The sequence below is a fragment of the Frankia sp. CgMI4 genome (assembly GCF_001756285.1).
Taxonomy (GTDB): Bacteria; Actinomycetota; Actinomycetes; order Frankiales; family Frankiaceae; genus Frankia; species Frankia casuarinae.
The window spans coordinates 18,871-43,510 of record NZ_MAQZ01000070.1 but is presented as its reverse complement, the minus strand read 5'-3'; the positions used below and the strand labels follow the sequence as shown (position 1 = coordinate 43,510).

The 24,640-nt window shown below is 70.6% G+C and carries 20 protein-coding genes; 10 read left to right on the top strand and 10 right to left on the bottom strand.

What is annotated here, in order from left to right; genetic code table 11:
• Nucleotides 1–75 precede the first annotated feature (75 nt).
• Nucleotides 76–171, bottom strand: a complete 96-nt coding sequence (locus tag Manayef4_RS26670; RefSeq protein ID WP_023840601.1) for a hypothetical protein — start codon at nt 169–171, stop codon at nt 76–78.
• Between the two features lie 355 nt (nt 172–526).
• On the opposite strand from Manayef4_RS26670, the gene Manayef4_RS11825 reads away from it, so the two are divergent.
• Nucleotides 527–955 carry a Fur family transcriptional regulator gene (locus tag Manayef4_RS11825; protein ID WP_011434537.1) on the top strand — a complete coding sequence of 143 codons (429 nt, stop codon included), beginning with the start codon at nt 527–529 and terminating at the stop codon, nt 953–955.
• 77 nt (nt 956–1,032) lie between these two features.
• Here Manayef4_RS11825 and Manayef4_RS11820 read toward each other — a convergent pair whose 3' ends face one another.
• A complete protein-coding gene (locus tag Manayef4_RS11820; protein WP_254665605.1) occupies nt 1,033–2,145 on the bottom strand; it encodes a CapA family protein in 1,113 nt (370 codons plus the stop codon).
• Nucleotides 2,146–2,376: 231 nt separating this feature from the next.
• Nucleotides 2,377–3,288, bottom strand: coding sequence for an LLM class F420-dependent oxidoreductase (locus tag Manayef4_RS11815; protein WP_070131625.1), 912 nt, complete (start codon nt 3,286–3,288; stop codon nt 2,377–2,379).
• A 126-nt stretch (nt 3,289–3,414) separates the two neighbouring features.
• Here Manayef4_RS11815 and pdhA point away from each other — a divergent pair, with 126 nt between their 5' ends.
• The 4 genes from pdhA (at nt 3,415) to Manayef4_RS11795 (ending at nt 7,666) form a co-directional block, all read left to right on the top strand.
• On the top strand, nt 3,415–4,614 hold the full coding sequence (gene pdhA, locus Manayef4_RS11810) for a pyruvate dehydrogenase (acetyl-transferring) E1 component subunit alpha (RefSeq protein WP_070131663.1): 1,200 nt from the start codon (nt 3,415–3,417) through the stop codon (nt 4,612–4,614).
• A complete protein-coding gene (locus Manayef4_RS11805) occupies nt 4,611–5,672 on the top strand; it encodes an alpha-ketoacid dehydrogenase subunit beta (protein ID WP_083282409.1) in 1,062 nt (353 codons plus the stop codon). Before pdhA ends, Manayef4_RS11805 begins: the two co-directional genes overlap by 4 nt.
• A 52-nt stretch (nt 5,673–5,724) precedes the next feature.
• Nucleotides 5,725–7,299 (top strand): dihydrolipoamide acetyltransferase family protein, encoded by a 1,575-nt coding sequence (locus tag Manayef4_RS11800; RefSeq protein WP_070131623.1) that lies wholly within the window; start codon nt 5,725–5,727, stop codon nt 7,297–7,299.
• Nucleotides 7,300–7,429: 130 nt separating this feature from the next.
• Entirely contained in the window at nt 7,430–7,666 is a 237-nt protein-coding gene (locus Manayef4_RS11795) for a hypothetical protein (RefSeq protein WP_070131621.1), read from the top strand.
• A gap of 121 nt (nt 7,667–7,787) precedes the next feature.
• On the opposite strand, the gene Manayef4_RS11790 is transcribed toward Manayef4_RS11795, so the two are convergent.
• Complete coding sequence (locus tag Manayef4_RS11790) at nt 7,788–8,174, bottom strand: hypothetical protein (protein WP_254665604.1); 387 nt, start codon at nt 8,172–8,174, stop codon at nt 7,788–7,790.
• A gap of 63 nt (nt 8,175–8,237) precedes the next feature.
• Nucleotides 8,238–10,082 carry an acyl-CoA dehydrogenase gene (locus tag Manayef4_RS11785; RefSeq protein ID WP_070131661.1) on the bottom strand — a complete coding sequence of 615 codons (1,845 nt, stop codon included), beginning with the start codon at nt 10,080–10,082 and terminating at the stop codon, nt 8,238–8,240.
• Nucleotides 10,083–10,276: 194 nt separating this feature from the next.
• On the opposite strand from Manayef4_RS11785, the gene Manayef4_RS11780 reads away from it, so the two are divergent.
• Nucleotides 10,277–13,621, top strand: coding sequence for a patatin-like protein (locus tag Manayef4_RS11780; RefSeq protein ID WP_070131617.1), 3,345 nt, complete (start codon nt 10,277–10,279; stop codon nt 13,619–13,621).
• Between the two features lie 34 nt (nt 13,622–13,655).
• Here Manayef4_RS11780 and Manayef4_RS11775 read toward each other — a convergent pair whose 3' ends face one another.
• Together Manayef4_RS11775 and Manayef4_RS11770 are read right to left on the bottom strand one after the other, a co-directional pair.
• On the bottom strand, nt 13,656–14,192 hold the full coding sequence (locus tag Manayef4_RS11775; RefSeq protein WP_049760795.1) for a hypothetical protein: 537 nt from the start codon (nt 14,190–14,192) through the stop codon (nt 13,656–13,658).
• A gap of 155 nt (nt 14,193–14,347) precedes the next feature.
• Entirely contained in the window at nt 14,348–14,974 is a 627-nt protein-coding gene (locus Manayef4_RS11770; RefSeq protein WP_011434526.1) for a nitroreductase, read from the bottom strand.
• A gap of 130 nt (nt 14,975–15,104) precedes the next feature.
• Between Manayef4_RS11770 and Manayef4_RS11765 the strand changes: the two genes are divergently transcribed.
• Together Manayef4_RS11765 and Manayef4_RS11760 are read left to right on the top strand one after the other, a co-directional pair.
• Entirely contained in the window at nt 15,105–15,440 is a 336-nt protein-coding gene (locus Manayef4_RS11765) for an ATP-binding cassette domain-containing protein (protein ID WP_011434525.1), read from the top strand.
• A gap of 155 nt (nt 15,441–15,595) precedes the next feature.
• Nucleotides 15,596–18,865, top strand: a complete 3,270-nt coding sequence (locus tag Manayef4_RS11760) for an adenylate/guanylate cyclase domain-containing protein (RefSeq protein ID WP_254665603.1) — start codon at nt 15,596–15,598, stop codon at nt 18,863–18,865.
• A 21-nt stretch (nt 18,866–18,886) separates the two neighbouring features.
• Here the strand turns inward: Manayef4_RS11760 and Manayef4_RS11755 are convergent, their stop codons facing one another.
• Nucleotides 18,887–19,210: a hypothetical protein gene (locus Manayef4_RS11755; protein ID WP_011434523.1), complete on the bottom strand. Its 324-nt coding sequence runs from the start codon at nt 19,208–19,210 to the stop codon at nt 18,887–18,889.
• A 242-nt stretch (nt 19,211–19,452) separates the two neighbouring features.
• Here Manayef4_RS11755 and Manayef4_RS11750 point away from each other — a divergent pair, with 242 nt between their 5' ends.
• Nucleotides 19,453–19,758, top strand: coding sequence for a hypothetical protein (locus Manayef4_RS11750; RefSeq protein WP_070131614.1), 306 nt, complete (start codon nt 19,453–19,455; stop codon nt 19,756–19,758).
• Between the two features lie 42 nt (nt 19,759–19,800).
• On the opposite strand, the gene Manayef4_RS11745 is transcribed toward Manayef4_RS11750, so the two are convergent.
• Both Manayef4_RS11745 and pgi read right to left on the bottom strand, forming a co-directional pair.
• Complete coding sequence (locus tag Manayef4_RS11745; protein WP_011434522.1) at nt 19,801–20,142, bottom strand: STAS domain-containing protein; 342 nt, start codon at nt 20,140–20,142, stop codon at nt 19,801–19,803.
• Between the two features lie 93 nt (nt 20,143–20,235).
• Nucleotides 20,236–21,906, bottom strand: a complete 1,671-nt coding sequence (pgi, locus tag Manayef4_RS11740; protein ID WP_070131613.1) for a glucose-6-phosphate isomerase — start codon at nt 21,904–21,906, stop codon at nt 20,236–20,238.
• Nucleotides 21,907–22,175: 269 nt separating this feature from the next.
• Here pgi and Manayef4_RS11735 point away from each other — a divergent pair, with 269 nt between their 5' ends.
• A complete protein-coding gene (locus Manayef4_RS11735) occupies nt 22,176–24,587 on the top strand; it encodes a serine/threonine-protein kinase (RefSeq protein ID WP_070131611.1) in 2,412 nt (803 codons plus the stop codon).
• Nucleotides 24,588–24,640 lie beyond the last annotated feature (53 nt).

The following is a 24,640-nucleotide window of genomic DNA, read 5'->3' as shown; positions in this document are numbered from 1 at the left end:
GGATCTACTCTGGGCGAAGGTTATGCCTCGGAGTGTTGCAGATCATCGGTGGGTGCGACCGTCAGCGTGCGGCCGTCAGCAGTTGGCGAGTTCGGGTTTCTGGTTGAGCACCTGCGCTCCGATCGAGACGAAACGCCGGTACTGCTCGCCACCGGCGGAGTCGTGCCACACCCAGCGCCTCCGAGATGAAAACCATTTTCAATAATGACAAACGGACGCGTGCCCATTCCCATCGACAGGCACGCCCAGCGCGACGAGGAGATGAGAAAGTGAGAACGTGGCCCGTACACCCCAAGAAGCTCATGGGTCCGAGCCGACCCCACGGCTGGCGCGCACCCCGGGCGGGACGGACGGCACAGTCGGGATGAGAGGCACGGACGGTAAGGGCGCCTCCGGCAACAGACTGAACCGACCAGACAGCCTGAACGGCGGCGAAGGGAGCAACGTGAGCACCGCGGGGAACGACACCAGGTCGGCCGGCGCGGGYCGGCCGGCCCGCGACCCCTGCAACCATCGGGATGAGACGGTGGAGCGCCGTCCGGCGCCGAGCCGGGGGACGGCCGTGCGTGCCACCCGGCAGGGCGACGCCGTCTCCGCCGCGCTTGCCGAGACCGACGCCTTTACCAGCGCCCAGGATCTGCACGCCCGGCTACGGGCGCAGGGCGCCGCGGTCGGGCTCACGACAGTGTACCGCCATCTGCAGGTGCTGGCCGACCGCGGCGAGGTCGACATGATCCGCCGGGACGACGGTGAGACGGTCTACCGGCGCTGTGCCTCCGACGACCATCACCATCACCTTGTCTGCCGCTCCTGCGGCCGGACGGTGGAGATCGCCGGACCGGAGATCGAGGCGTGGACCGCCAAGGTCGCCAACGCCGAGGGATTCGTCGACGTCGTGCACACCGTGGAGATCTACGGCACCTGCACCATCTGCGCGGCCCGACCAGCCACCTGAGCGAGGTTCCCGGCGGAGCACAGTGCGCGCGGCGGAGCACAGTGCGCGCGGCGGAGCACAGTGCGCGCAGCCGTCGGTCAGGGTGCCGTCGCCGAGAGGCCGGTGCAGGCGCGCAGAGCGTTCCAACTCGCCAGGGCCCGGGCTCCCGCGGCACCGGTCACCGGCTGGGGGATGCCCCCCACGATCCGGGCGGGTAGCCAGGCGGCGACCGTGACCGCCCGGCCGGCGACGGTCAGTTCCAGCACCCCGGACTCGGTGTTCCGGCCGGCGCCGGAGGAATAGAACACGAAGTTCCCCAACCCGTAGCCGACGTACACTCCATCGGAGTTCCATCCAGCGCCCAACAGAACGTGGGCGTGGCTCCCGATGACGACGTCCGCGCCCGCGGCCGCCAGCCGGGGGAGCAGGGCGCGCTGTGCCTCGTTGGGGCACTGCTGCTGCTCGGTCCCCCAGTGCAGGAAGACGATGACCGTGTCCGCCGCGGCCCGCACGGCCCGCACGGCTCGCACCAGCCGATCGACCTCCTTGGCCGATGCCAGGCCGGGCTTGTGYGGACCCGCCGTCCAGGCCGCGATCAACTCGTCGTCGAGCACCTGGGTGGCCCCGAGGACGGCGATACGCTGCCCCTTGACCGTCGTCGTGTACGGGGCGTACGCGGCGGTGTCGTCCACGCCGATGCCGACGAGCGGGAAGTGCGCCTCCCGAGCGTAACGCAGCGAATCCTGCAGGCCTTCGATGCCGTAGTCCATGCCGTGGTTGTTGGCCATCGTGACAACGTCGATGCCGGCCGCCCGTACCGCGGTGAACGCGGTGGGCGAAGCCCGGAACACATACGCCTTCTGGGCCGCGGTGCCACGGTCCGTCACCGCCGTCTCCAGGTTCGCGATCGCAAGATCGGCCGCGCTCAGGGCCGCCGACATGGGTCCGATCGCCGTCCGCGGATCGGCGGCGAGCCGCTGACCGGGAGCACCCGCGAAGTGGATGTCGCCGCCGAAGGCGATGGTGACCGGCTGCCCCGTCGGCCGCCGCGGGCCGTCACCGACGGGGGCGRCTCCCCCGGCTCCCCCGGCTCCCCCGGTGGCCGCGGCTGAGGCGGAGGGACCGGTGGTGACGGGGGCACCATCGGCATGAGTCGTCGGCGTCGGCCTCGGATGGTCCTCGCCGTAGGGCACGGCGCAGGCCACGAACATGAATCCGACGATGACGGCGACGCCACCGGCGACGGCCGTGCGCCCGCGTCTGCACCGAACACGCCGAACACGCCGAACACGYCGAACACGCCGAACACGCCGGCTGACTGCACCCCGCTCCACCCCAGGCTCCCCCTCCGTGACGACCGCGCCACGACGAGCCACTCGCAAACCGGCCGCGTCCCGACCGTTCCCATGATCCCGAACTCGACCGCCGTGGTCCGTCCGAGGTCAGAGTGCCGACAGCACCGGTGCCAGTTCGCGCCACTGCCGACGCGGCAGCCCACGGCGGTCGAAGTCAAGCACCTGCACGGCCACCTGATCGGCCCCGGCGTCGAGATGCTCCTTGATCCGCCCGAGCAGGACGTCCGCGTCCCCCCAGGGGACGATCGTGTCGACCAGGCGGTCCGAGCCCGAGCCGGCGAGATCGTCGTCGTCGAACCCGAAGCGCCGCAGGTTCGTCGTGTAGTTCGGCAGCCGAAGATAGGACCCGGTGTGCCGGCGGGCGAGCTCACGGGCCTGTTCCGGATCGGTGTGCAAGACGAACGCCTGCTCGGGGACGAGCAGCTTGCCGGGCCCAAGGATGTCCCGGGCGGCAGCGGTGTGCTCGGGTGGCACGAAATAGGTGTGGGCGCCGTCGGCCCGGTCCCGGGCGAGGCCGAGCATCTTCGGACCGAGCGCGGCGAGCACCCGTGGCGGGACACCGGGCGGTGGCACGGCCCGGTACTGCTCGACCGCCATCCGGTCCATCTCGTCGAGGTACGCCGCCATCTGGGCGAGTGGGCGCGTGTAGKAGGCGCCCCGGATGTGCATCAGCTCGGCGTGGGACACCCCGAGCCMGAGCAGGAACCGGTCCGGGTACGCCTCGGCGAGGGCCAGCTGACCGGCGGTCATGGTGAGCGGGTTACGGGCGAGGATCTGCGCGATCCCGGTCGCGATCGTCATCCGGGAGGTGGCCGCGAGCGCCAGAGCGGCGGTGACCAGCACCTCGCGCCCCTTGACCTCACCGGTCCACAACGTCGGATAACCGAGATCGTCGAGTTCCGCGACCGCCTCCCGGACGACCGCGGCCGGGGAGAAGTCGAACTGGCCACTCCAGATCCCCACCTTGCCGATCTCACGCCGGGCCGGCGGGCGGCTCATGTGCTGCGCACTCGTCACCGCGCAACCGTACCGAGCAGGAACGATGGTCACTCGTCACGGCGGGACCGCCGGATCCGGTTGCCACTGTCCGTCCAAGGTCTATCGTTGGCAAGTGTGACGGAGCTCATGCAGCTGCTCACCCCGACCGGCCACCGGATCACCACCGCGTCCACGACGACGGCAGCCGGACCCGACGCRCCGGGACCCGATCMCTCCAGAGCCCRCGCCGGCGGGGTGGACGCCGCGGGAGCGGACCCGCCCCGGACAGCCGTCGATCTGGCCGCCCAGATCGCCGACCTGACCGACGACGACCTGTACGGGCTGTATCGGGACATGGTGTTCATCCGCCGGTTCGATGAGGAGGCGACCAGCCTGCAGCGCCAGGGCGAGCTGGGGCTGTGGGCGAGCCTGCGGGGCCAGGAGGCGGCCCAAGTCGGATCCGGCCGGGCGCTGAGGCCCGGCGACATGGTGTTCCCGTCGTACCGGGAACACGGGGTGGCCTGGTGCCGGGGAGTCAGGCCGAGGGAAATCCTGGCGATCTATCGCGGCACGACGCTCGGTGGCTGGGATCCGGGCACCCACGGGTGCGCCCTCTACTCGATCGTCGTGGGCTCGCAGGCACTGCATGCCACCGGCTACGCGATGGGAATCGCCCGGGACGGCACCAACGACGCGGCCATTGCGTACTTCGGTGACGGGGCGTCAAGCGAGGGCGATGTCAGCGAGGCGTTCGGATGGGCGAGCGTGTTCGCCGCCCCGCTGGTGTTCTTCTGCCAGAACAACCAGTGGGCCATCTCGGCACCTGCCCGGCGCCAGAGCCGGATCGAGATCGTCCACCGGGCCGCGGGCTTCGGTTTCCCGGGCGTGCGGGTGGACGGCAACGACGTGCTGGCGTGTCTCGCGGTGACCCGGTGGGCCCTGGCGACCGCGCGTGCCGGGCGTGGTCCGGTGCTGGTGGAGGCCGTGACCTACCGGATGAATCCACACACCACGGCAGACGATCCCAGCCGCTACCGTCCGAAGGGTGAACTGGACATGTGGCGTCGGCGTGATCCGTTGGACCGGATGCGCGCCTACCTGACGGCGCGGGGCCTGCTCACCGAGGAGAGTCTGCGGCAGCTGGCCATCGAGGCGGACTCCTTCGCGCACGAGCTGCGCGCGCAGTGCGTCGCGCTGCCGGATCCGATCCCGGCCAGCCTGTTCGACCATGTGCAGGTGGCTGAGAATGAACTCGTGACGGCCCAGCGATCGGCGTTGGCGGCCATGTTCGACGTGGAGGGGCCCGGCGTGGAGGACGAGATGGGCGTACCCGAGGGGAACCGGTGACCAGCGGGGCCGTCGTCGCCGGGGAGCAGCGCTCCGACGAGGTCGGTGAGCGGGTTGCCCGCGCCCCGGTCACCATGGCCAAGGCGTTGAACCTCGGGCTGCGTTCGGCGATGGCAGCCGATCCCAAGGTTTTGATCATGGGGGAGGACGTCGGCAAGCTCGGCGGGGTCTTCCGGGTGACCGACGGGCTGCAACAGGAGTTCGGCGAGGCCCGGGTCATCGACACCCCGCTGGCCGAGTCGGCGATCGTCGGCACGGCGATCGGGCTGGCCATGCGCGGTTACCGGCCGGTCTGTGAGATCCAGTTCGACGGGTTCGTCTATCCCGCGTTCGACCAGATCGTCAGCCAGCTMGCGAAGCTGCACTACCGGTCGGCCGGCCGGATCCGGCTGCCGGTGACGATCCGCATCCCCTTCGGCGGCGGGATCGGCGCCGTCGAGCATCACAGTGAGTCGCCGGAAGCGTACTTCTGTCACACCGCCGGCCTGAAGGTTGTCGCCTGCTCGAACCCGGTCGACGCCCATCACATGATCCAGCAGGCCATCCGGTCCGACGATCCGGTGATCTTCCTCGAACCGAAACGGCGGTACTGGGAGAAGGGCGTGGTCGACCCGCGCCCCCTCGCCGAACTGCCCGCGGGCGAGCTCACCCAGCTGCACGCCAGCCGGGTCGTGCGCACCGGCACGGACGCGACCCTCGTCGGCTATGGCCCCACCGTACGGACCTGCCTCGACGCCGCCGAGATCAGCGCGGCGGACGACAGCCGGTCGCTGGAGGTCATCGACCTGCGGACGCTCTCACCCCTGGACCTGGAACCCGTGCTCRACTCGGTACGCCGGACCGGCCGGCTGGTCGTGGTCCATGAGGCACCGTCCAACGTCTCGGTGTCGGCCGAGGTCGCCGCGCGGGTGACGGAGCGGGCGTTCTACTCCCTGGAGGCGCCGGTCCTGCGGGTCACCGGCTTCGACACCCCGTATCCCCCGGCCCGCCTCGAAGATCACTACCTCCCCGACGTCGACCGCATCCTCGACGCCGTGGACCGTTCTTTCGCGTACTGAGCGTACTGAGAAGCATGAGGACCGACCAACCGGCTATCTGACTGGGGTTACCGTGACGCAGCGACAGTTCCGGCTCCCTGACCTCGGCGAAGGTCTGACCGAGGCGGACATCGTCCGGTGGCTTGCCCAGGTCGGGGACACCGTCACGGTGAACCAGCCCCTCGTCGAGGTCGAGACCGCGAAGGCRGTCGTCGAGGTCCCCAGCCCGTTCGCCGGGATCCTGGTCGAGACCCACGGCGCCGAGGGAACGACCCTCGCGGTCGGCGCACCCCTGCTGACCATCCAGACCGCCGACACCGACACCTACGTCGACACCGACACCAACGCCGACGGGACGGGTGGGAACGGGACGGGTGCGAACAGCCTGCCGACATCCCGGGACGCTGGCAGCATCGAGCGCACCCCCGTCCTCGTGGGCTATGGACCGAGGACGGCCGAGAGCCGCCGGCGCCGCCCTCGACGACCACCTACGCCAGCCGGTCCGGTCCACACAGCCGGTCCGGTCCACACAGCCGGTCCGGTCCACACAGCCGGTCCGGTCCACACAGCCGGTCCGGTCCACACAGCCGGTCCGGTCCACACAGCCGGTCCGGTCCACACAGCCGGTCCGGTCCACACAGCCGGTCCGGTCCACACAGCCGGTCCGGTCCACACAGCCGGTCCGGTGCTCGCCAAACCGCCGGTCCGCAAGCTCGCCCGTGACCTCGGTGTCGACCTCGCATCCCTCGCCGGCACCGGCCCGGACGGCACGATCAGCCGGGCCGACGTCGAGGCCGCGGTGCGTGCCGCCGCCCGTACCGCGCCCCTCGCGGCGCCGCCCACGCGCGATGCCCCGCCGATCGGCGTCATCCCCGCCGGGGCCACCTTCTCCGCCGAGACGCGTACCTGGCACGTGCCTGTCACCGGCATCCGGCGGTCGATGGCGCAGGYGATGGTCGCCAGCGTCTCGGCTGCCCCGCATGTCACCGAGTTCCTCACCGTCGACGCGACGGCGACGATGGCCGCCCGGGACCGGATCGCGGCGCTGCCGGAGTTCACCGGGATCAAGATCACCCCATTGCTGTTCGTCGCCAGAGCCCTGCTCATCGCCGTTCGCCGACATCCGATGATCAACTCATCCTGGGTCGAGGACGCGGGCGGTGGCCGGCCGGAGAACGGTGGCCGGCCGGAGAACGGTGGCCGGCCGGAGATACATGTGTACGACCGGGTGAACCTCGGCATCGCCGTGGCGGGCCCGCGTGGGCTCGTCGTGCCCACCATCCCGGATGCCGGCCGGCTCGACGTCGTCGGGCTGGCTCACGCCCTGGCCGGCCTCACCACCGCGGCGAGGGCGGACCGGCTCAGCCCCGCGGATCTGCGCGGCGGCACGATCACCATCACCAACGTCGGCGTCCTCGGCGTCGACATCGGCACCCCGATCCTGAACCCGGGCGAAGCGGCGATCCTCGCCCTCGGCTCGATCCGACCGATGCCCTGGGTGCACGAGGGCCAGCTCACCGTGCGTACGGTGGTACAGCTGGCACTCTCGTTCGACCATCGCATCGTCGACGGCGCGCTGGGCTCCGCGGTCCTCGCCGACGTGGGTGCCGTCATCACCGATCCCACGGTGGCACTCGCCTGGTCCTGATCGACTCATCGGATCCACCAGTTGGCCACAAACGGGCACACTGCAYGCAAGAGGGGCACACAACGGCCCAGATTCCGCTCCCTGGTACGGTTGCGCCTCTGACCGGCTTCCGGCACAAAGAGGTGGAACCATGACGCGAGTGGAGGCACTGCAGGCCGCGGACGAGTTCGTCGCCAAGGTTCTGACCTCCGCCAACTCCAGCGGCCGGTTCACCGRCACGCTCAACCTGGCTGAGCGGGTCGACCTCACCCTACGAGTGGCTCGGTTTCTGCTCGAGGGTCAGTCCTCCTCGGACRCCGACGACATCCTCAAGCGGGACATGCGCAACGAGCTCGATCAGGCGTTCCCGCCGCTACGCACCTCCTGAACCGACCATCCCGGCTCGCCCCCGCGGACGAGCGCCCGGCCGGGTTCCCTGGTCCGTCCCCACGGACCGTCCAGGGAACCGGACCGGGCGGTGGGCAKGCGGACCGGTGAACGAGCACGGTTCAGTGCGGCGACAGGGGGTGGTCCCCTTCGACGTGCACGTGGATGGCCGGCTGCCCGTCACCGTAGGTCGCCTCCGGATGGCGYGAGGGGTTCAGCCGACGATCCTCCTCGGGGGTCAGTCCCAGCTCGCGCCGGTGCGGGGCCTCGAACGGAGCGGACGGGTCGACGATGATGYCGTCATCGAGCGGTCTGGGCGCGGGCACGCCGTTCTCGACCGACTCTTCGACGATCTTCCTGCGCCACTGGTCGCGGTACAGGGTGAGGCCGAGCCCAATGGCGCTGACGCACATCAGGATGATGCCCACGGCCGTGATGTCGAGCCCGGACGGTTCGGAGCGGAYCGCGAAGGCGAGGATGGCGCCGAGGGCCAAGAGTAAAAGACTCAACGGGATTCCCATACCGGTCCATATACCCTTCCGCGGCAAGAACGCAACCCCGCCGCGGCAACATCAGAACGCCTCCTCCGGCAGTTCCATGAGCCCGAGGCCGGTGGACTCCAGCGCTACCCGGCGCGCCGTCAACTCCGGTAGCACATTGGCCGCGAACCAGCGCGCGGCGGCCACCTTGCCCTGGTAAAAGGCGGCGTCCCGAGCGGGCCGGGCCCCGGCGGACGCCGGAGAATCCTGGGTCCGCAGGGCTACCTCGGCGCCGCGCAGGAGCAGCCATCCGATGATCAGGTCACCGAGGCTCATCAGCAGCCTCGTCGTATTCAGGCCGACCTTGTAGATCGCGGCGGCCTCCTCGGCGGCGCCGGTGAGGAACCCGACCAGCGAATTCACCATGCTCTGGACGTCCTCAAGGGCCACCCMCAGCGCCTCCCGCTCCGCCCGCAGCGCGCCGTTGCCGGCCTCGCCCTTCACGAACGTCTGGATCTCGCCCAGCACGGAGGCCAGCGCCTGCCCCTGGTCCCGGACGATTTTCCGGAAAAACAGGTCCTGGCCCTGGATCGACGTGGTGCCCTCGTAGAGAGTGTCGATCTTGGCATCGCGGATGTACTGCTCGATCGGATAGTCCTGCAGGTACCCGGAACCACCGAGGATCTGCAGTGAAGAGGCGAGCAGCTCGTAGGACCGTTCGGAGCCGACCCCCTTGACGATCGGGAGCAGCAGGTCGTTGATGCGTTCGGCGAGCTCGTCGGCCTCCCCCCGCTCGCCGGCCAGCGCAACCCGGTCCTGGAACGTCGCGGTGTAGAGCACCAGTGAACGCATGCCCTCCGCATACACCTTCTGCATCATCAGCATCCGGCGGACATCCGGGTGATGAATGATCGTGACACGCGGTGCCGTCTTGTCCGACGCGCGGGCCAGGTCCGCACCCTGGACGCGGGTGCGGGCGAACTCGAGCGCGTTGAGATATCCGGTGGACAGCGTGGCGATGGCCTTGCTGMCCACCATCATCCGGGCGTACTCGATCACCTGGAACATCTGGGCGATGCCCTCGTGGACGTCACCGACCAGCCAACCGACCGCCGGCGCCCGCTCACCGAACCGCAGCTCGCAGGTGGCGGAGACCTTCAGGCCCATCTTCTTCTCGATGTTCGTCACGTAGACGCCGTTACGGGCGCCGGGCGTGCCGGTCCGCGGATCGGGCATGAACTTCGGCACCACGAACATCGACAGGCCCTTACTCCCCGGGCCGTGCCCCTCCGGCCGGGCGAGCACGAGGTGGATGATGTTCTCCGGGACATCCCAGTCCCCGTTGGTGATGAACCGCTTCACGCCCTCGATGTGCCAGGTGYCGTCGGGCTGCTCGATCGCCCTGGTACGACCGGCCCCGACGTCGGAACCCGCGTCCGGCTCGKTGAGCACCATCGTCGCGCCCCAGTGCCGTTCGATGGCGAACTCGGCGAGCTGGCGCTGCCATTCGTTGCCGAGCCGGTGCAGGATCGCCGCGAACGTCGGCCCGGCCATGTACATGAAGATGGCCGGGTTCGCTCCGAGCAGCAGCTCCGAGGCCGCCCACGCGACGGTCGGAGACGCACCCAGCCCACCCAGGTGCGGCGGAAGGTAGAGCCGCCACCACTCACCGTCCAGAACGGCCTGGTAGGACTTCTTGAACGACTCCGGCAGGGTCACCGACCCGGTCGCCGGATCCAGGGTCGGTGGATGACGGTCGGCGTCGGTGAAGGACTCGGCAACGGGTCCGGAGGCGAGGTGATCGAGCTCGGCCAGCACCTCGCGCGCGGTCTCGGCGTCCATCTCCCCGAAGGGACCGGTGCCGAGCGTGCGATCGACCCCGAACACCTCGAACAGGTTGAACTCGATGTCTCGCAGATTGCTCCGGTAGTGGCCCATCAACGGCTCCTTCCCGGGACCGCCGGACACCGTGATCGGCCGATGCCGGCTAGCTACTCGTGAGTACGTTGTTCCCATGCTACTCACGAGTAACCCGTTGACAAGAGTGGCGGCTGGGAAGAAGTCGTCGCGATCCAACTTTTCTCCGACAAACGGGGAAGGCCCGGGGCCGGGCACGTCTACTCTTGCCACTCATGCGCGACCCGGCCACCCAGGAGGTACGGCTCGCGGTCGTCATGACCGGTGGCGCGAGCCTCGCCGTCTGGATGGGCGGGGTCGCCACCGAGATCAACCTTGCGACCAGCCCGGACCGTGACCGGGCCGACGACGCGGACGCCGCCGTCGCTGCCCGTTACGCCCGGCTGGCGACCATCCTCGACGTCGAGGTCAGTGTGGACGTACTCGCCRGCACCTCGGCCGGTGGCATCAACGCCGCCATGCTGGGCTACGCGAACACCCACCACGCCGATCTCACCCCGCTGCGGGACCTGTGGCTGTCCCTCGGCTCGTTTGACGCGCTCATGCGCACCCCCCACGAGAAGACGTATCCCTCGCTGCTGCACGGGGACACCGCCGTGCTGCCCGCGCTGCACACCGCCTTGACAGCGGTGGGGGAGACGGCCCGAGCCGGCATGGACCGAGCCGGCATGGACCGCCCGACATCGGTCTTCATCACTACGACGATCCTGYGCGGCGAGGTCGCCGAGCACGCCGACTCACTCGGCGGCACMATGTACGACGTCGACCACCGGGGCCTGTTCGCCTTCGGCACRCAGGACCTGACCGACCCTGGCGCGGTCCCCCGTCTCGCCCTGGCCGCACGGGCCAGTTCCGCCTTTCCGGGCGCCTTCGAGCCGGCCTACGTGCCGGTGGGGCACGCCGTCGACGCCGCGCACCCGGACATGGCCCGCTACGTCAACGCCTCCCACGGATTCCACGCATCGGACGGCGGGATCCTGGTCAACCGCCCGATCGGACCGGCGCTGGCGGCCATCTTCGACCGGCCCGCCGAACGCCAAGTCCGTCGCGTGCTCGCCTACGTCGTGCCCTCGCCGCGGATGCCGGTACCGACGAATCCGGCGGCACCAACGAATCCGGCGGCACCAACCAGGACGTCCACACCGCCCGCCCTGCCTGTGCCACCCACGGTGATCCCCACCCTTCTCCAGGTGCTCGGCGCGGCGCTGAACCAGTCGATCGGTACAGATCTGGCGACGCTGCGCGACCACAACAGCGCCGTACGCGGTACGCGGGCGAACCGGCGACGGCTGCTGCGCCTCGCCCCGGCCGGTGGTCCCCGATTAGCGGACGAGAGCGTCTATGACGCCTACCGCCGCAGCCTGGCAGAGGAGATCGCCCCACCGGTGATCGAGGCGCTGCTGCGCGTCCTCGGTGGTCGGTTCGATCTGCCCCGTCCCCCGGACACCGAAGCGCTGCGCACCGACGCGGCCGGACCCGCCCGGATGACGAACGCCGCGGTCAACGCCGTGATCCAGATGCTTCCCGACCGGCTGCCGACCACGGCCGACCTCGCCGACCTGTGGCGGCTGGGCCGACCCGCGCTCGACGCCGCCAAGGGTCTACTGATCAACATGATCAACGAAGGGTACGTCCTCTCCCCCGAGCCGGCGGACCGGATCCGACTTGCCCGGCTCGCGGCGGCCGTGCACGGCGCATCGCACGCCACCATCCGGAACACCGACACCACCGCCACCACAGCCACCGCGGCCCTGCGGCCCGGCGTCTTCACGACGGTCAGCGAGACCCTCGGTGCGATGGCCGGGGCACCGCTGCTCGACGTCATCGCCGAGGCTGCCCGCCGCTGGTTGCGGACCGACCCGGAGGGCGACGCGGGGCAGGACGAGCTCACCCGGGCCTGGCGCTCCCTGGAGCGGATGATCGAGACCCTGCGGACCGAGCTCACCGATCTCGTGGACCGGCGGTCCCCCGCGGCCCGGCCTCCGGCGGGACCAGAGACCAGGCCCGAGGGTCTCAGCGTCGGCCAGCGCCGGGCGGTGGCGGCCCGGACCCTCGCGGACTTCGTCGGGTACCTCCCGTCGACTCCCGCGGACGCCCTGATCGCCGTGCTCGACGTGCACCTGGTCGAACGAAGCACCGGCGCCGCGGTCCTCGACCAACCGGTTGAGCTCGTCCAGATCAGCGCGGATCYACCGAACCGCCTCGATCCCGCCCGCGCACTGGCCGAGGAGAAGGTCACAGGCCTGCAGCTGGGAAACTTCGGCGCCTTYGCGAAGTCCTCGTGGCGGGCCAACGACTGGATGTGGGGACGGCTGGACGGTGCGGGCTGGCTGGTCCGGATCATGCTGGATCCACGCCGGCTCGTGATCCGCCGGGACACCGCCGTCCCCGCCGGTCACGCCCACGCCGCGGCGCTGGCCCGCCGGGGCTGGCTGGTGGATCTGGTCGACGATCTCACCGAGGTGGCCGGCATCCCGGCGCCGCGGGAGGTACTCGACGAGCTTGGCTTTCTGACCGATCCGGACGCCCCCGTGCCGCCGAACCTTCCGGTCACGGCGACCTGGGTCGCCGCCGGCATCCAACGGGACATCGCGGCCAAGGAGCTGGTGGGGGTCGCCGAGGCGGTGCGGCGCGACAACAAGGCCGGGGTCGATCCGCGGCCCACCGCCGACTTCCTCGCCGCCGTCGACCGGGCCCTGACCGTGGAACCGAGCCGGCCCGGGACGACGACCGGACCGGGGGCCTCGGCGGTACCGGAAGGGACAGGCTCCCCGAACCTGGACGAGCCGCGCGGCGCCGAGGTCATCTCGCTGGCCGCGGCCGTGGCCGCCAGGATCGCCGCGGGACAGACCGGTGCCCACCGGCCTGCCGGCGTCGACAGTTCGGCTCTGGCGCGCCGACCGCCCCGGCCACCCGGGCTCAGCGGCGTCCCCGTCACGCCCGGCGCGCTGCCCCCGCGAGCGGTGGACAAGGTACTCGAGGCCTGCCGCGTCTCGGACGAGCGCATCACCGACGCGGCGCAGGGCCCGGTTCTGGTGACCGCCCTGGCCCAGATCGTGGCCGTGGTCGTCGCCTGGGCCACATCGACCCGCCGGCTGCCACGGCCCCTGCGGCCGGTCGCGTTCCTCGCCCGGACCGTCACCCGTCTCGCCTTCGAGATGATCCGGGATGTCACGCACGGCCGGCGGCGGATGACGATCGCGGTGGGAACAGCGCTGGTCGGCCTCGGCACGGCCGGCGGGCTGACCGGTTCGGGCATCGTCGGCGGCCTGGGGATCGTCGTCGGCCTGATCGGCCTGCTGATGATCGGACTTACCGGCTGGCGGCACCTGCCCGGAGGACTGGCGGTCGTGGGAGCGGGGCTCATCGCGGTGTTCGCGGCGGCCGGTGTCGTTCCGGTGATCCATGACCGGCTCTTCCCCTGGCTACACGACGATGTCGTGCCCTACCTGGCCGATCATCCGTGGGCATGGGCGACCGTCTTCGGAGCCCTGGTGCTGCCGGCTCTCTGGTCCGTCGCCGAGGCCCTCACCACCCGCCGGGCCCRCCGCAACGGCTGATCATCCCGRCGACGTGGCGACGTGGCGACGTAGTTCAGGAGATGTCGGACCAGGTCAGGGTGCCCGTCGGGTCCCGAAGGCAGGACACCGGGCGGCCGGCGGAGTCCTGGACGATGCGCCCGACGTCCTCGGGGTCGCAGTTCCCGCCCTCATCCGGCCGAACCACGGGAGCCGGGGCGGGCGGCTCCGTGGACCATCGACCGATGCCGGCCGGGCCGGTCCCGCCGACGGGCGCGCAGAACAGCACAAGGCCGTTGACGGCGGTCGCGGGCGAGGTGTCCTCGGCGGGGGAACAGGCCTCTCCGACGAAGACGGAGGATGCTCGCGGAGTCGGCACCGGCAGTGACGCGACACCGTCCGGGGCGGCGGAGGTTCCGGAGGGGCCCGGCGCCCGTGAGACGTCAGGCGTCGCAGCCGCGGCGGAGGTCCCGAGCGCGCCCGGGCCGCCCGGGTCCTGAGACGACGCACTCGGCGTGACCACCGAGCCCGGCCGGGCGACCGAGCCGCCRGACCCACTCGACCCCGGCTCCGAGCATCCGACGACCAGCGCGAGCAGCAGCCCTCCRGCCACGGTCAGGCCGAGACGGCCACGGCCTCGAAGACCACCACGGCCTCGAAGACCGCCATACACGGCGTACCTCCCGTCGCACCTCGGGAGCCGGAGTCATACCCCGGTCCAGGCCGCCCGATCTCAAGACCTGTGTTCCAGCTTAGGTAACCTGCCGCTCACACCGTGGTCACTTGCCCGAACTGGGAGATCCGATCGTCCGCCGCCACGGGAACCAGCGTCCCGTCGACCTCCATCTCCGTCGCGACCTGGGCCAGCCGAACGGCGGGCCGCGCCGGCAGCGGCGCGGTGTCCGCCTGGGTCCCGAGCTCCACCCAGCCGACCAGCACCTCGTCCGACGTCAGCCCGAACGCCCCCCGGACCTCGGCGCTGTCCTGCATCGGCACCGACTTCCAGGCCGAGGCGACGCCGAGCGCGTGCGCGGCCAGGCAGATGTTCTGCGCCGCTGCCGCGGCCGAGGCGTCCTGCTCGGCGACCGGAACCTTCGAACCGACACGGGATGCGACGACGGCGATGAGCGCCGGGGAACGGGTGGCCTTGCCCGCGGTCTTGCGGATGACCGGCTCGGGCAACCCGCCGAGGGCCTCGGCGGCCCGCTTGATCGCCGCAGCCAGGGTGGCGCGGGCATCGCTCCGCACAACCACGAAGCGCCAGGGCCGCAGCATCTTGTGATCCGGCGCCGTGGTGGCGGCGCCAAGCATGATCATAATCTGCTCCACCGTCGGACCGGGTTCGACGAGCCGGGTCGCTGTGCGGCGCGTCATCAGGCAGGCGAGAGCGTCCATGAAAACTCCTCGGGGGATCGCGGTTCGGGGAGCCCCCGCGGGAAGTACCGATCTCCCGGCCGGCGACCGCGACCCAGCCAGCGGTGACAGCCGCCGGTGGATCTGGAACGGTGACAGGTTACCGTAGATATTGCCCCGCTCGGACCTCCGCCGGGAGGCTCTCGTCACCGCCGTCGTTGAAATAGACCATCTGGCCAAGCGATACGGGTCCCAGCGCGCCGTCCGGGACGTGAGTTTCACGGTGCGGGAAGGGAACATCACCGGTTTTCTGCGGCCGAACGGCTCCGGCAAGACAACGACGCTGCGCATCCTGCTGAGTCTGGTCACCCCTGGTTCCGGCAGTGTGCTGGTCTTCGGTGGCTGCGGGGCGGTCGAGGTGAACGCGGCCGGCTGGAGAGTAGTCGGCTGGGGAGTGTTGGCCCAGGTGGCGGCGCTCCTCGCGGTGCGGCGGGAGCTGCCGTCATGACCGCGCCAGGCTGGCCGCCGGYGGATGAGCCGTCCGGGTCGCGCCGTCCCGGCCGGGACCCGGCGGTGGYACCGGCGTGGGATGGGTCACCTCAGGCGCGTCGGGTACGCGCATCCCCCACCGCATCGGGTCGCGATCGGCCTACCATCCGGCACATGGTGCCGTRCCCGACATGCGCGGAGGACAACCACGAGCGGGCCCGCTTCTGCTCCGGATGTGGGAACCCCCTTCCCACCCCGGGGAGYGGCGCCCGGAAGACCGTGACGATCATGTTCGTGGACATCACCGGGTCCACCGACATCGGCGAGAGAATCGACTCCGAACCGCTGCAGCAGGTCATGTGGCGGTTCTTCACCACCGTCCGTGAAGTGATCTACACCCACGGCGGATCGGTCGAGAAGTTCATMGGCGACGCCGTCTTCGCCGTCTTCGGCATTCCCGTGCTGCACGAGGACGACGCGCTGCGCGCGGTTCGCGCCGCCCTCGACATCCGGGCGGCGATGGAGGCGCTCAATGCCGACCTGCAGCGCGAGTGGGGCCTGAAACTGCGGGTGCGGATCGGGATCAACACCGGCGAGGTGACCGTCGCAGGCGGTGGYGTCACCGGCGATCCGGTGAACGTCGCCTCCCGGCTGGAACACGCCGCTCCCCCCGACGAGATCCTCATCGGGGACACCACCTACCGCTTCATCCGGCACAGCGTCACGGTAAGCCCGCTCGGCCCCCTGGTCGTCCAGGGCAAGCGCGACCCRCTGCGGGTGCACCGGTTGATCGGGCTGGTAGACCCGACCGCGGGTCCCGGCAGCCGGGCCCCGACCCACGGCTTCACCGCCCCGGTCATCGGGCGTAACCGGGAACGCCGCCGGCTGCAGGACGCCTTCGAGGCCGTGGTCGAGGAACGCACCTGCCACCTGTTCACCGTRCTGGGCCCGGCGGGCATCGGCAAGTCCCGGATGGTCGGCGAGTTCTGCGCGGCCATGGCGAACCGGGCGACCGTGCTCACCGGGCGTTGCCTGTCCTACGGCGAGGGCATCGCCTACTGGCCGCTGATGGAGATGGTGCGCCAGGCCACTGGTCTGTCCGCTGACGAGAGCGCCCCGGACGGGCGGCGTCGGCTGCGGGAACTGCTCGACGGTGTCACCCAGGCGGCGGAGATCGTCGAGGCGCTCGCGCCCCTGGTGGGGCTGGGCGGCGCGGAACTCGGTCCGCAGGAAAGCTTCTGGGCCGTCCGGTCCTTCTTCCAGGCGCTGGCGGCCCGACRCCCGCTGATCCTGTGGTTCGACGACGTGCACTGGGCCGAGCCGACCCTGCTCGACCTGCTGGAGAACATCGCCGACTGGTCCCGCGACGCCCCCATCATGCTGCTGTGCCTGGCCCGCCCGGAACTGCTGGAGGAGCGGCGGGACTGGGGAGGCGGCAAGCTCAACGCCACCTCGATGCTGCTGGCGCCGCTGACCGAGGCGCGCTGCCAGCGCCTGATCCGCACCCTGATGGGCTCCGACGACCTCGACCCGGCCCTCGTCTCTCGGATCACTACCTCCGCGGCCGGCAACCCACTGTTCGTCGAGCAGATGGTGGCGGCCCTCGTCGACGACGGCCTGCTGCGCCGGGAGGGCAGCCGGTGGATCGCCACCGGCAGCCTGCGCAACGTGACGGTGCCGCCGACCATCTCGTCCCTGCTCGCGGCCCGGCTCGACCGGCTCGACCCGCCCGAACGGCGGGTCCTTGAACGCGCCGCCATCGTGGGGGAACGCTTCTACCTCGACGCTGTCATCGACCTGTCGGACCCGAGCGAACAGCCGATGGTCGCCGCCCACTGTCTGAGCCTGGTCCGCAAGGAACTGGTGCATCCGGACCGGTCCGACCTGCCCGGCGTCGAGGCGTTTCGGTTCCTGCACGTGCTGCTGCGCGACTGCGCCTACCAGTCCACCGCCAAACGGCAGCGCGCCGATCTGCACCAGCGGTTCGCCCAGTGGCTGCAGACCCGGCTGGAGGGTGGCCCCGGTGAGCACGACGAACTGGTCGGCTACCATCTGGAGCAGGCGTTTCGTTACCGGGTGGAGATCGGGCAGCGCGACACCGAGACGATCGAGCTGGGCCGATCCGCGGCGACCTGTCTGATCGAGGCGGCGGACCGGGTGCGCCAGGGCGACGAGACCGGCGCGGCCCAGCTGCTCAAGCGGGCCATCACCCTGCTGCCCGAGACGGACCCACTGCGGCTACGGGCCGAGATCGACCTCGGCTGGGCGCTGTACTCGTTCGGCCGGCTCTCCGACGCCGAGCGCATCCTGCGCCAGGTGACCGAGCGGGCCCGGCGCGCCGGGGAGGAGGGCCTGCGGGCCCACGCCCGGCTCGCGTACCTGCGGGTGCTGTTCTCCACCGATCCGGAGGGCCTGGTCGCCAGGACGCTGACCGAAGCCGCGGTGTGCCTGACCAACTTCGTGCAGGCCGGCGACGAGGTCGGCGCGGCGCTCGCCTGCCGTAGCCAGGCCAATGCCTACCTGGCGGCCGGGCAGTTCGCCGCGGCCGAGCGGGCGATGGAGAACGCCGTCCGGCACGCGGAGGAGTCCGGCGTGCCCCGGGCCGCGCAGTCGCTGCGCCGCGAGCTCACCATGCTCATGAGTTGGGGGCCCCGGCCGGTCGCCGTCGGGATCACCCGGGCGAACGAGGCCCTCGACGCCGCCGGCGACGACCGGGCTCTGCGTCGGGCCGTGCTCGCCCAGCTCGCGGTCCTCACCGCCATGTCGGGGGATCTGGAGGGCGCGCGGATCCATCTCAAGGCGACCGAGGAGATCGTTCACGACCTGCGCGCCCCGCGGACCGACCCCTTTCATGGCGGGTTCGTCGTGGCCCGGGTGGCGCTGCTCGCCGACGAGCTGGCAGTCGCCGAGCGGGAGCTGCGGCGAAGCTGCCGGCAGCTGTCCCGGATGGGGGAACGCGCGTTCCTGGCCAACCGGGCCGCGGCACTCGCCGACGTTCTCGTCCGGCTCGGCAAGGTTGACGACGCGGGCAAGTATGTCACCCGGTGTCGGGACGCCGCCGCCGCCGACCAGCTACCGGCCCAGGCCGGATGGTGCGGGGTCCACGCGAAGCTCCTGGCGCTGCGCGGCCGCGATGCCGAGGCCCTCCGGTTCGCCGACACCGCCGTCGATCTCGCCAGCCGCACCGACGACGTCGACGGCCAGGGACATGCGCTGCTGTCCCGCGCCGAGGTTCTCTACCGGGCCGGCCGCAAGGACGACGCCGCCGAGAGCCTGGAGGCTGGCATCACCCGGTATCTGCACCGGGGCAACGTCGCCGCGGCAAACCTCGGCCGCCGGCTGTTCGACGCGCTCGACGGTCCCCCGCCGGGAACCGGAGGCCCCCCACCAGGGACGGGAGACCCCTCAGCAGGGACGGGAGACCCCTCGCCAGGAACTGGCTAGCGGGGGTCCGCGCCCGCGCGCTCAGCGCAGCAGTCCGCGCAGCCGCGCCTGTTCCTGCAACCAGTACATCTCCTGCGCCCACAACCGCAGCCGCTCGACGGCGGCGAGCTCGCCGGCCAGAGCCTGCGCCACGGACGGCCGGCTCAGTACCTCAACGCCGACGGGCGCCCACGGCCAGGCGGCCTCCTCCTCGCAGGCTCGCTGGTAGGCGGCCCGCCGCAGGGCTATCTCGGCGAGGGCGAAATCGATCTGCTCGGAGAGCAGGTCGAGACGCGCAAGCAGGTCCGCGTCACGAACCCACGGACGGCCGCTATAAGCGGGCAATGGAGCGGGCCGCGCAGACATGTTGGGGGAAGGGTACGAGCCCGCGGACACCGGGAACAACACGCATCCCGAAACAGACCTCTGAGCTGCGGTTCATTCTTCCACCCGGCCGGAATCGGCGGCCCCCTCGGGGAGAACCCGGTGGACACCCGAGTCGGGTGAGACGACTGTCGGGACGTGAGCAACGGAGGTCCGAGGGTAACGCCTACGGTACGGCGTCCATGGTGCCGATCAGATCCGTAAGCCAGCCTGGGGGTCTTTCGGTGAGTCTCACACCACCCGTCCTGCTGATGGTGCTCGGTTTTCCACTCTTCGTAATGGCGGGGATGCTCATGATGGGCGGAATCGAGAAACGTCTGATCGGCTCCCGCGGGTTGCTCTCCCTGGTCACCGAGGACGGCACCGCCTCGGTGGGTGACTCCGGACCATCCGGTGCACGACCGTCACCCAGCGCACCCGCGGCCCTCAGCGCACCCGCAGCCCTCAGCGCACCCGCAGCCCTCAGCGCACCCGCCACCCCCAGCGCACCCGCGTCATCGGGCGATCGGACGTCACCGCTCATCGGCTGAGCCGTCTCCCAGCCAGCGGGATGCGGACAGTCGAGGGGGCGGTCAGCGGCGGCGGGATCCCCCACCGACCCGCAGCCGACCGTCGAGACCGGCCTCCCGCAACAACGCGGCGAACGCCGGCGTGGGTGCCTGGATCTCCAGACATGAGTGCACCCGGCGGAGCAGCAGATCGGCGCGGAGCAGAGCTGCGAGCCCCGGGACGTCGATCGAGCGCAGGCCCGCGACATCCACCGTGACCGTCCCCCCGCCCCGGCCGAGATGCTCGCCGATCTGCTCACGGAACCGGAGCCGCCCGGCCGTGTCGAGTTCCCCGGCGAGTTCGATGAGCACGTCCTCGCCTGTCCGCCGCACGGACATCCGCAAGGCTCCAGCATCCACCCGCATGACTTCCACCCCCCGATGTCGTCACCGCGCGGGGCCACCCCCGATCGATTACGCAGAGTAACATGCCTCGGTTGGCTGGATCCCCGGCGGGCGTCAGCCGGCCCGCAGACGCTTGATCAGAGCATTCGTCGARCTGTCATGCCCCAGCTCCGGTTCCTGCTCGGACCCGAGTTCCGGAATGATCCGACCGGCCAGCACCTTGCCGAGCTCCACGCCCCACTGGTCGAAACTGTTGATCCCCCAGATGACCCCCTGGGTGAACACCTTGTGCTCGTACAGTGCGATCAGCTGACCGAGGGCGAACGGAGTCAGCTTCTGGGCCAGCAGGGTGTTCGAGGGTCGATTACCCGGGAAGGTCCGATGCGCAACGAGGTCCGGCGTGACACCCTCGGCGGCCACCTCCGCGGCTGTCCGGCCGAACGCGAGGGCCTCTGTCTGCGCCAGGAAGTTGGCCAGCAGCAGGGCGTGCTGGTCCACCCCGGCGCCATCCGCCGTGCCCACCCCGGGATGGTTCGGCCGGACGAAGCCGATGAAATCGGCCGGAACGATCGTTGTCCCCTGGTGCAGGAGCTGGTAGTACGCATGCTGTCCGTTCGTGCCGGGAGTCCCCCAGACGATCGGTCCGGTCGGCGTCGACACGGGCCGCCCGGTGAGATCGACCGACTTCCCATTGCTCTCCATGTCCAGCTGCTGGAGATAAGCCRGGAATCGGCCCAGGTAGTGGCTGTAGGGCAGCACCGCGTGCGTCGCTGTACCGAAGAAGTCGCGGTACCACAGGCCGATCAGACCSAGCAGAACCGGAAGGTTCCGCTCGAACGGAGCCGTCCGGAAGTGCGTGTCCATAGCGGCGAAACCGGCGAGGAACTCCCGGAAGTTCGGCGGCCCGATCGCGATCATCAGCGAGAGGCCGATCGCRCAGTCCACCGAGTACCGGCCGCCCACCCAGTCCCAGAACTCGAACATGTTCACGKTGTCGATACCGAACTCGGCGACCTTCTCGGCATTCGTGGAGACCGCGACGAAGTGCCGGGAAACGGCGTCCTCGCCGAGCAGGCCGGTGAGCCAGGACCGTGCGGCCCGCGCGTTGGAGATCGTTTCCAGGGTGGTGAACGTCTTGGACGAGACGATGAACAGGGTGCTGGCCGGATCGAGATCGGCGGTAGCCTCCCAGATGTCGGTGGGGTCGACGTTGGAGACGAACCGGACTTCGATCGACCGGTCGGCATAGTCGCGCAGGGCGTCGTAGGCCATGGCGGGTCCCAGGTYGGAGCCGCCGATGCCGATGTTGACCACCGTCCGGATCCGCTCACCGGTGGCCCCCAGCCAGTCCCCCGACYGCACCCGGTCGGCGAATTGGGACATCGCGTCGAGCACCCGATGCACGTCGGGGACGACGTCGACGCCATCCACCTCGATCCGGGTTCCGGCCGGGGCGCGCAACGCCACGTGCAACACCGGTCGGTTCTCGGTGACGTTGATTCTCTCGCCCCGGAACATCGCCTCGATCCGGTCCGCCAGCCCGGCGCGCCGGGCCAGCGCGGTCAGCAACTCGACGGTGCGCGCGGTCAGCCGGTTCTTGGAGTAGTCAAGATAGAGTCCGTCCGCTTCGGCGGCGAACGTCTCGCCACGCCGGGGATCGGCGGCGAACAGATCCCGCAGGGACACCTCGGAGATCTCGCGCAGATGCGTGGTGAGCGCCGCCCATTCCTCGGTCGCGGTGATGTCCAGCGGAGCCACCGGGGCAGCGGGCTCGGTTGTCGACATGACGTGGGATGCCCTTCCTCGCAGGTTCAACGTGTGCCGCAGTGCCCATCATCCGCACTGCGGCGGCGGCGGCGCTCGTCAGCCCCGTCGGCATGCCCGTGTCGCCGATCCGGCACGCCGGATCGGCCTGCCGGGGGTAGGGAATGGGGGGTCAGGGCCGTAGGATCACCAGGAATCCGACGAAGGGCGTCATTGCAGGCCAGGATGGTTCTCGGCGCACGGGTGGCGGTACAGCGGATGCCCGGCGTGGTAGCGGACGGATCTGGACCTTGTTGATAGATAAATCTCGGGTGGAGGCGGYGCTTCCCGGTTACTCCGTCGAGGGCGACTTGGGCCGGGGTGGCTACGGGCTCGTGCTGGCCGGCCAGCACCGGCTCATCGGCCGCAAGGTCGCGATCAAGATCCTGCTGGACACCTCCGACGACCCCGATCTGCGTACCCGCTTCCTGTCCGAGGCTCGGGTGCTGGCCGAACTGGATCATCCGCACATCGTGCGTATCCACGACTACGTGGAGCATGAGGGCACCTGCTTGCTCGTCATGGAGCTGCTCTCCGGCGGCACGCTCAAACAGCGGATGAGCTCGGGACCGGTCTCCGCCGAGACCACCTGCTCGATCGGGCTCGCGGCCGCGGYCGCCCTCGCCACGGCGCACGGCCACGGAGTGCTGCACCGGGACATCAAGCCGGACAACATCATGTTCGCCGGCGACGGGCTGCTGAAGGTGACCGACTTCGGCATCGCCAAGATTTTCGACGGAGCGGAGACCACCGCCAGCGCGATCCTGGGAACGCCGCGTTACATGGCTCCCGAGCAGATCATGGGGACGCGTCTCTTCCCGTCCACCGATCTTTACGCCCTCGCGGGTGTGCTCTACGAGATGATCGCCAACCGGCCGCTGTTCGGCCGTCAGATGGCGGTGCAACCGCTGACCCACCACCATCTGACGATCATGCCGGAACCGCTCACCATGGTTCCGCCACCCGTCTCCGCGGTGATCCTGCGGGCGCTGGCGAAGGATCCGAGCATCCGCTTCGCCGACGCCGCCGACTTCGCCCTGGAACTCGCCCGAGCGAGCAGCCGCGCGTTCGGCCCGACCTGGCTGTCCCGGTCCGACGTCAAGGTGCGGATMGACGACGAGATCCGGGAGGCGGCGCTCGCCACCTCGACCACCCCGCGCCCGCCGGCCGCCGGTCGACCGGGCTTCCCCGGTAGCCCCGGAGCACCCGGTAGTCCGGGCTTCCCCKGTAGCCCCGGAGCACCCGGTAGTCCGGCCGGCCATCCGATGGGGGGATATCCACCACCGGGTGGGCCGGGCTGGGGTGGATTCCCGCCGGGCAACACTCCACCGCCGCGGTCGACCCCAGCGCCGCGGTCGCTCGGCCCCGGTTATGGCGGACCGGATGCCCCAGGCGGACCGGGTGCCCCCGGCGGTCCCGGCGGCCAGACGTACCGGCCCGGTCCGGGGGGACCGGTGCACGGGATGGCGGGGGTACCGCCGGCCGCCACCCGCCAGGCCGGGCACCAGTCGAGTCCGAACGCCCGTAACCGGACGCCGCTCATCATCGGAGCGGTCGCGTTCGTCGTCATCGTCGCCATCACCGTCGGCATCGTGGCAGCGGTGACGAACTCGGGCGGCGGCAGCCGCGGCGGTGACCGCGGCGGCGGCACGGCACGCCTCGCAACCGCCTACCGGGGAACGGCGCTGTCGGTGCAGGGCCTGAGCCCCTACAGCGTCGATGTCGATCCCGACGGCTCGCTACTCGTCTCCAGCCTCGCGACGGACCGCATCCAGAAGATCACCCCCGCCGGGGCGGTCAGCGACCTCGCGGGCACCGGAGCCGGCGGGATCAGCGGCGACGGCGGCCCGGCCACCGCGGCGCAGCTTGACGGGCCCGGATCGACCGCCCGTGACAAGGCCGGCAACATCTACATCGGGGACGCGAAGAACAATCGGATCCGCAAGATCAGCCCAGCCGGGATCATCACCACGATCGCCGGCACCGGTGACGCCGGTTACGGCGGCGACGGCGGCCCGGCCACCGCGGCGAAGATCAACAGTGCGGAAAAGGTGACCACCGGGCCGGACGGCAGCGTCTACCTCTCCGACTACGAAAACCACCGGATCCGCAAGATCAGCCCACAGGGGATCATTACCACGTACGTGGGCACCGGAGTCGCGGGTTACACCGGCGACGGCGGCCCGGCCACCGCAGCGAAGATCAACGGCCCGAACGATCTCCAGATGACCGACGACGGCACCCTCTACTTCGCCGACCTCGCCAGCGACACCATTCAGAAGGTGACCCCGGACGGGATCATCACCACCGTCGCCGGGACCGGTGAGGGGGGCTTCTCGGGTGACGGCGGCCCGGCCACCCGGGCCAGGCTGAACGTGCCGTCGCTCACCGTCGGCCCGGACGGCCGGACGCTCTACCTCGCTGACTACCGCAACCACCGGATCCGCCGGGTCGACCCGAACGGCGTGATCACCACGATCGCCGGCACCGGCGGCGAAGGCTCCGGCGGCGACGGCGGCCCGGCGACCGCGGCCCAGTTCAAGAACCCGAGCTCGGTCGCGGTCGACGGCAGCGGCGCGCTCTACATCGCGGACAACGGCAACGATCGGGTGCGCCGCATCGATCCGAACGGCACCATCACGACCGTCGCCCAACCGGGCTAGGGTGTCGCCGGTGACCTAGGGTGTCGCCGGTGACCTAGGCTGTCGCCGATGGC

Excerpts from the sequence above, each read along its gene's own strand:
- Manayef4_RS11770 (WP_011434526.1), bottom strand. The coding sequence starts at position 14,974 with ATGGACGCTCTCGCCTGCCTGATGACGCGCCGCACAGCGACCCGGCTC.
- Manayef4_RS11745 (WP_011434522.1), bottom strand. The coding sequence starts at position 20,142 with ATGCGGGTGGATGCTGGAGCCTTGCGGATGTCCGTGCGGCGGACAGGC.
- Manayef4_RS11755 (WP_011434523.1), bottom strand. The coding sequence starts at position 19,210 with ATGTCTGCGCGGCCCGCTCCATTGCCCGCTTATAGCGGCCGTCCGTGG.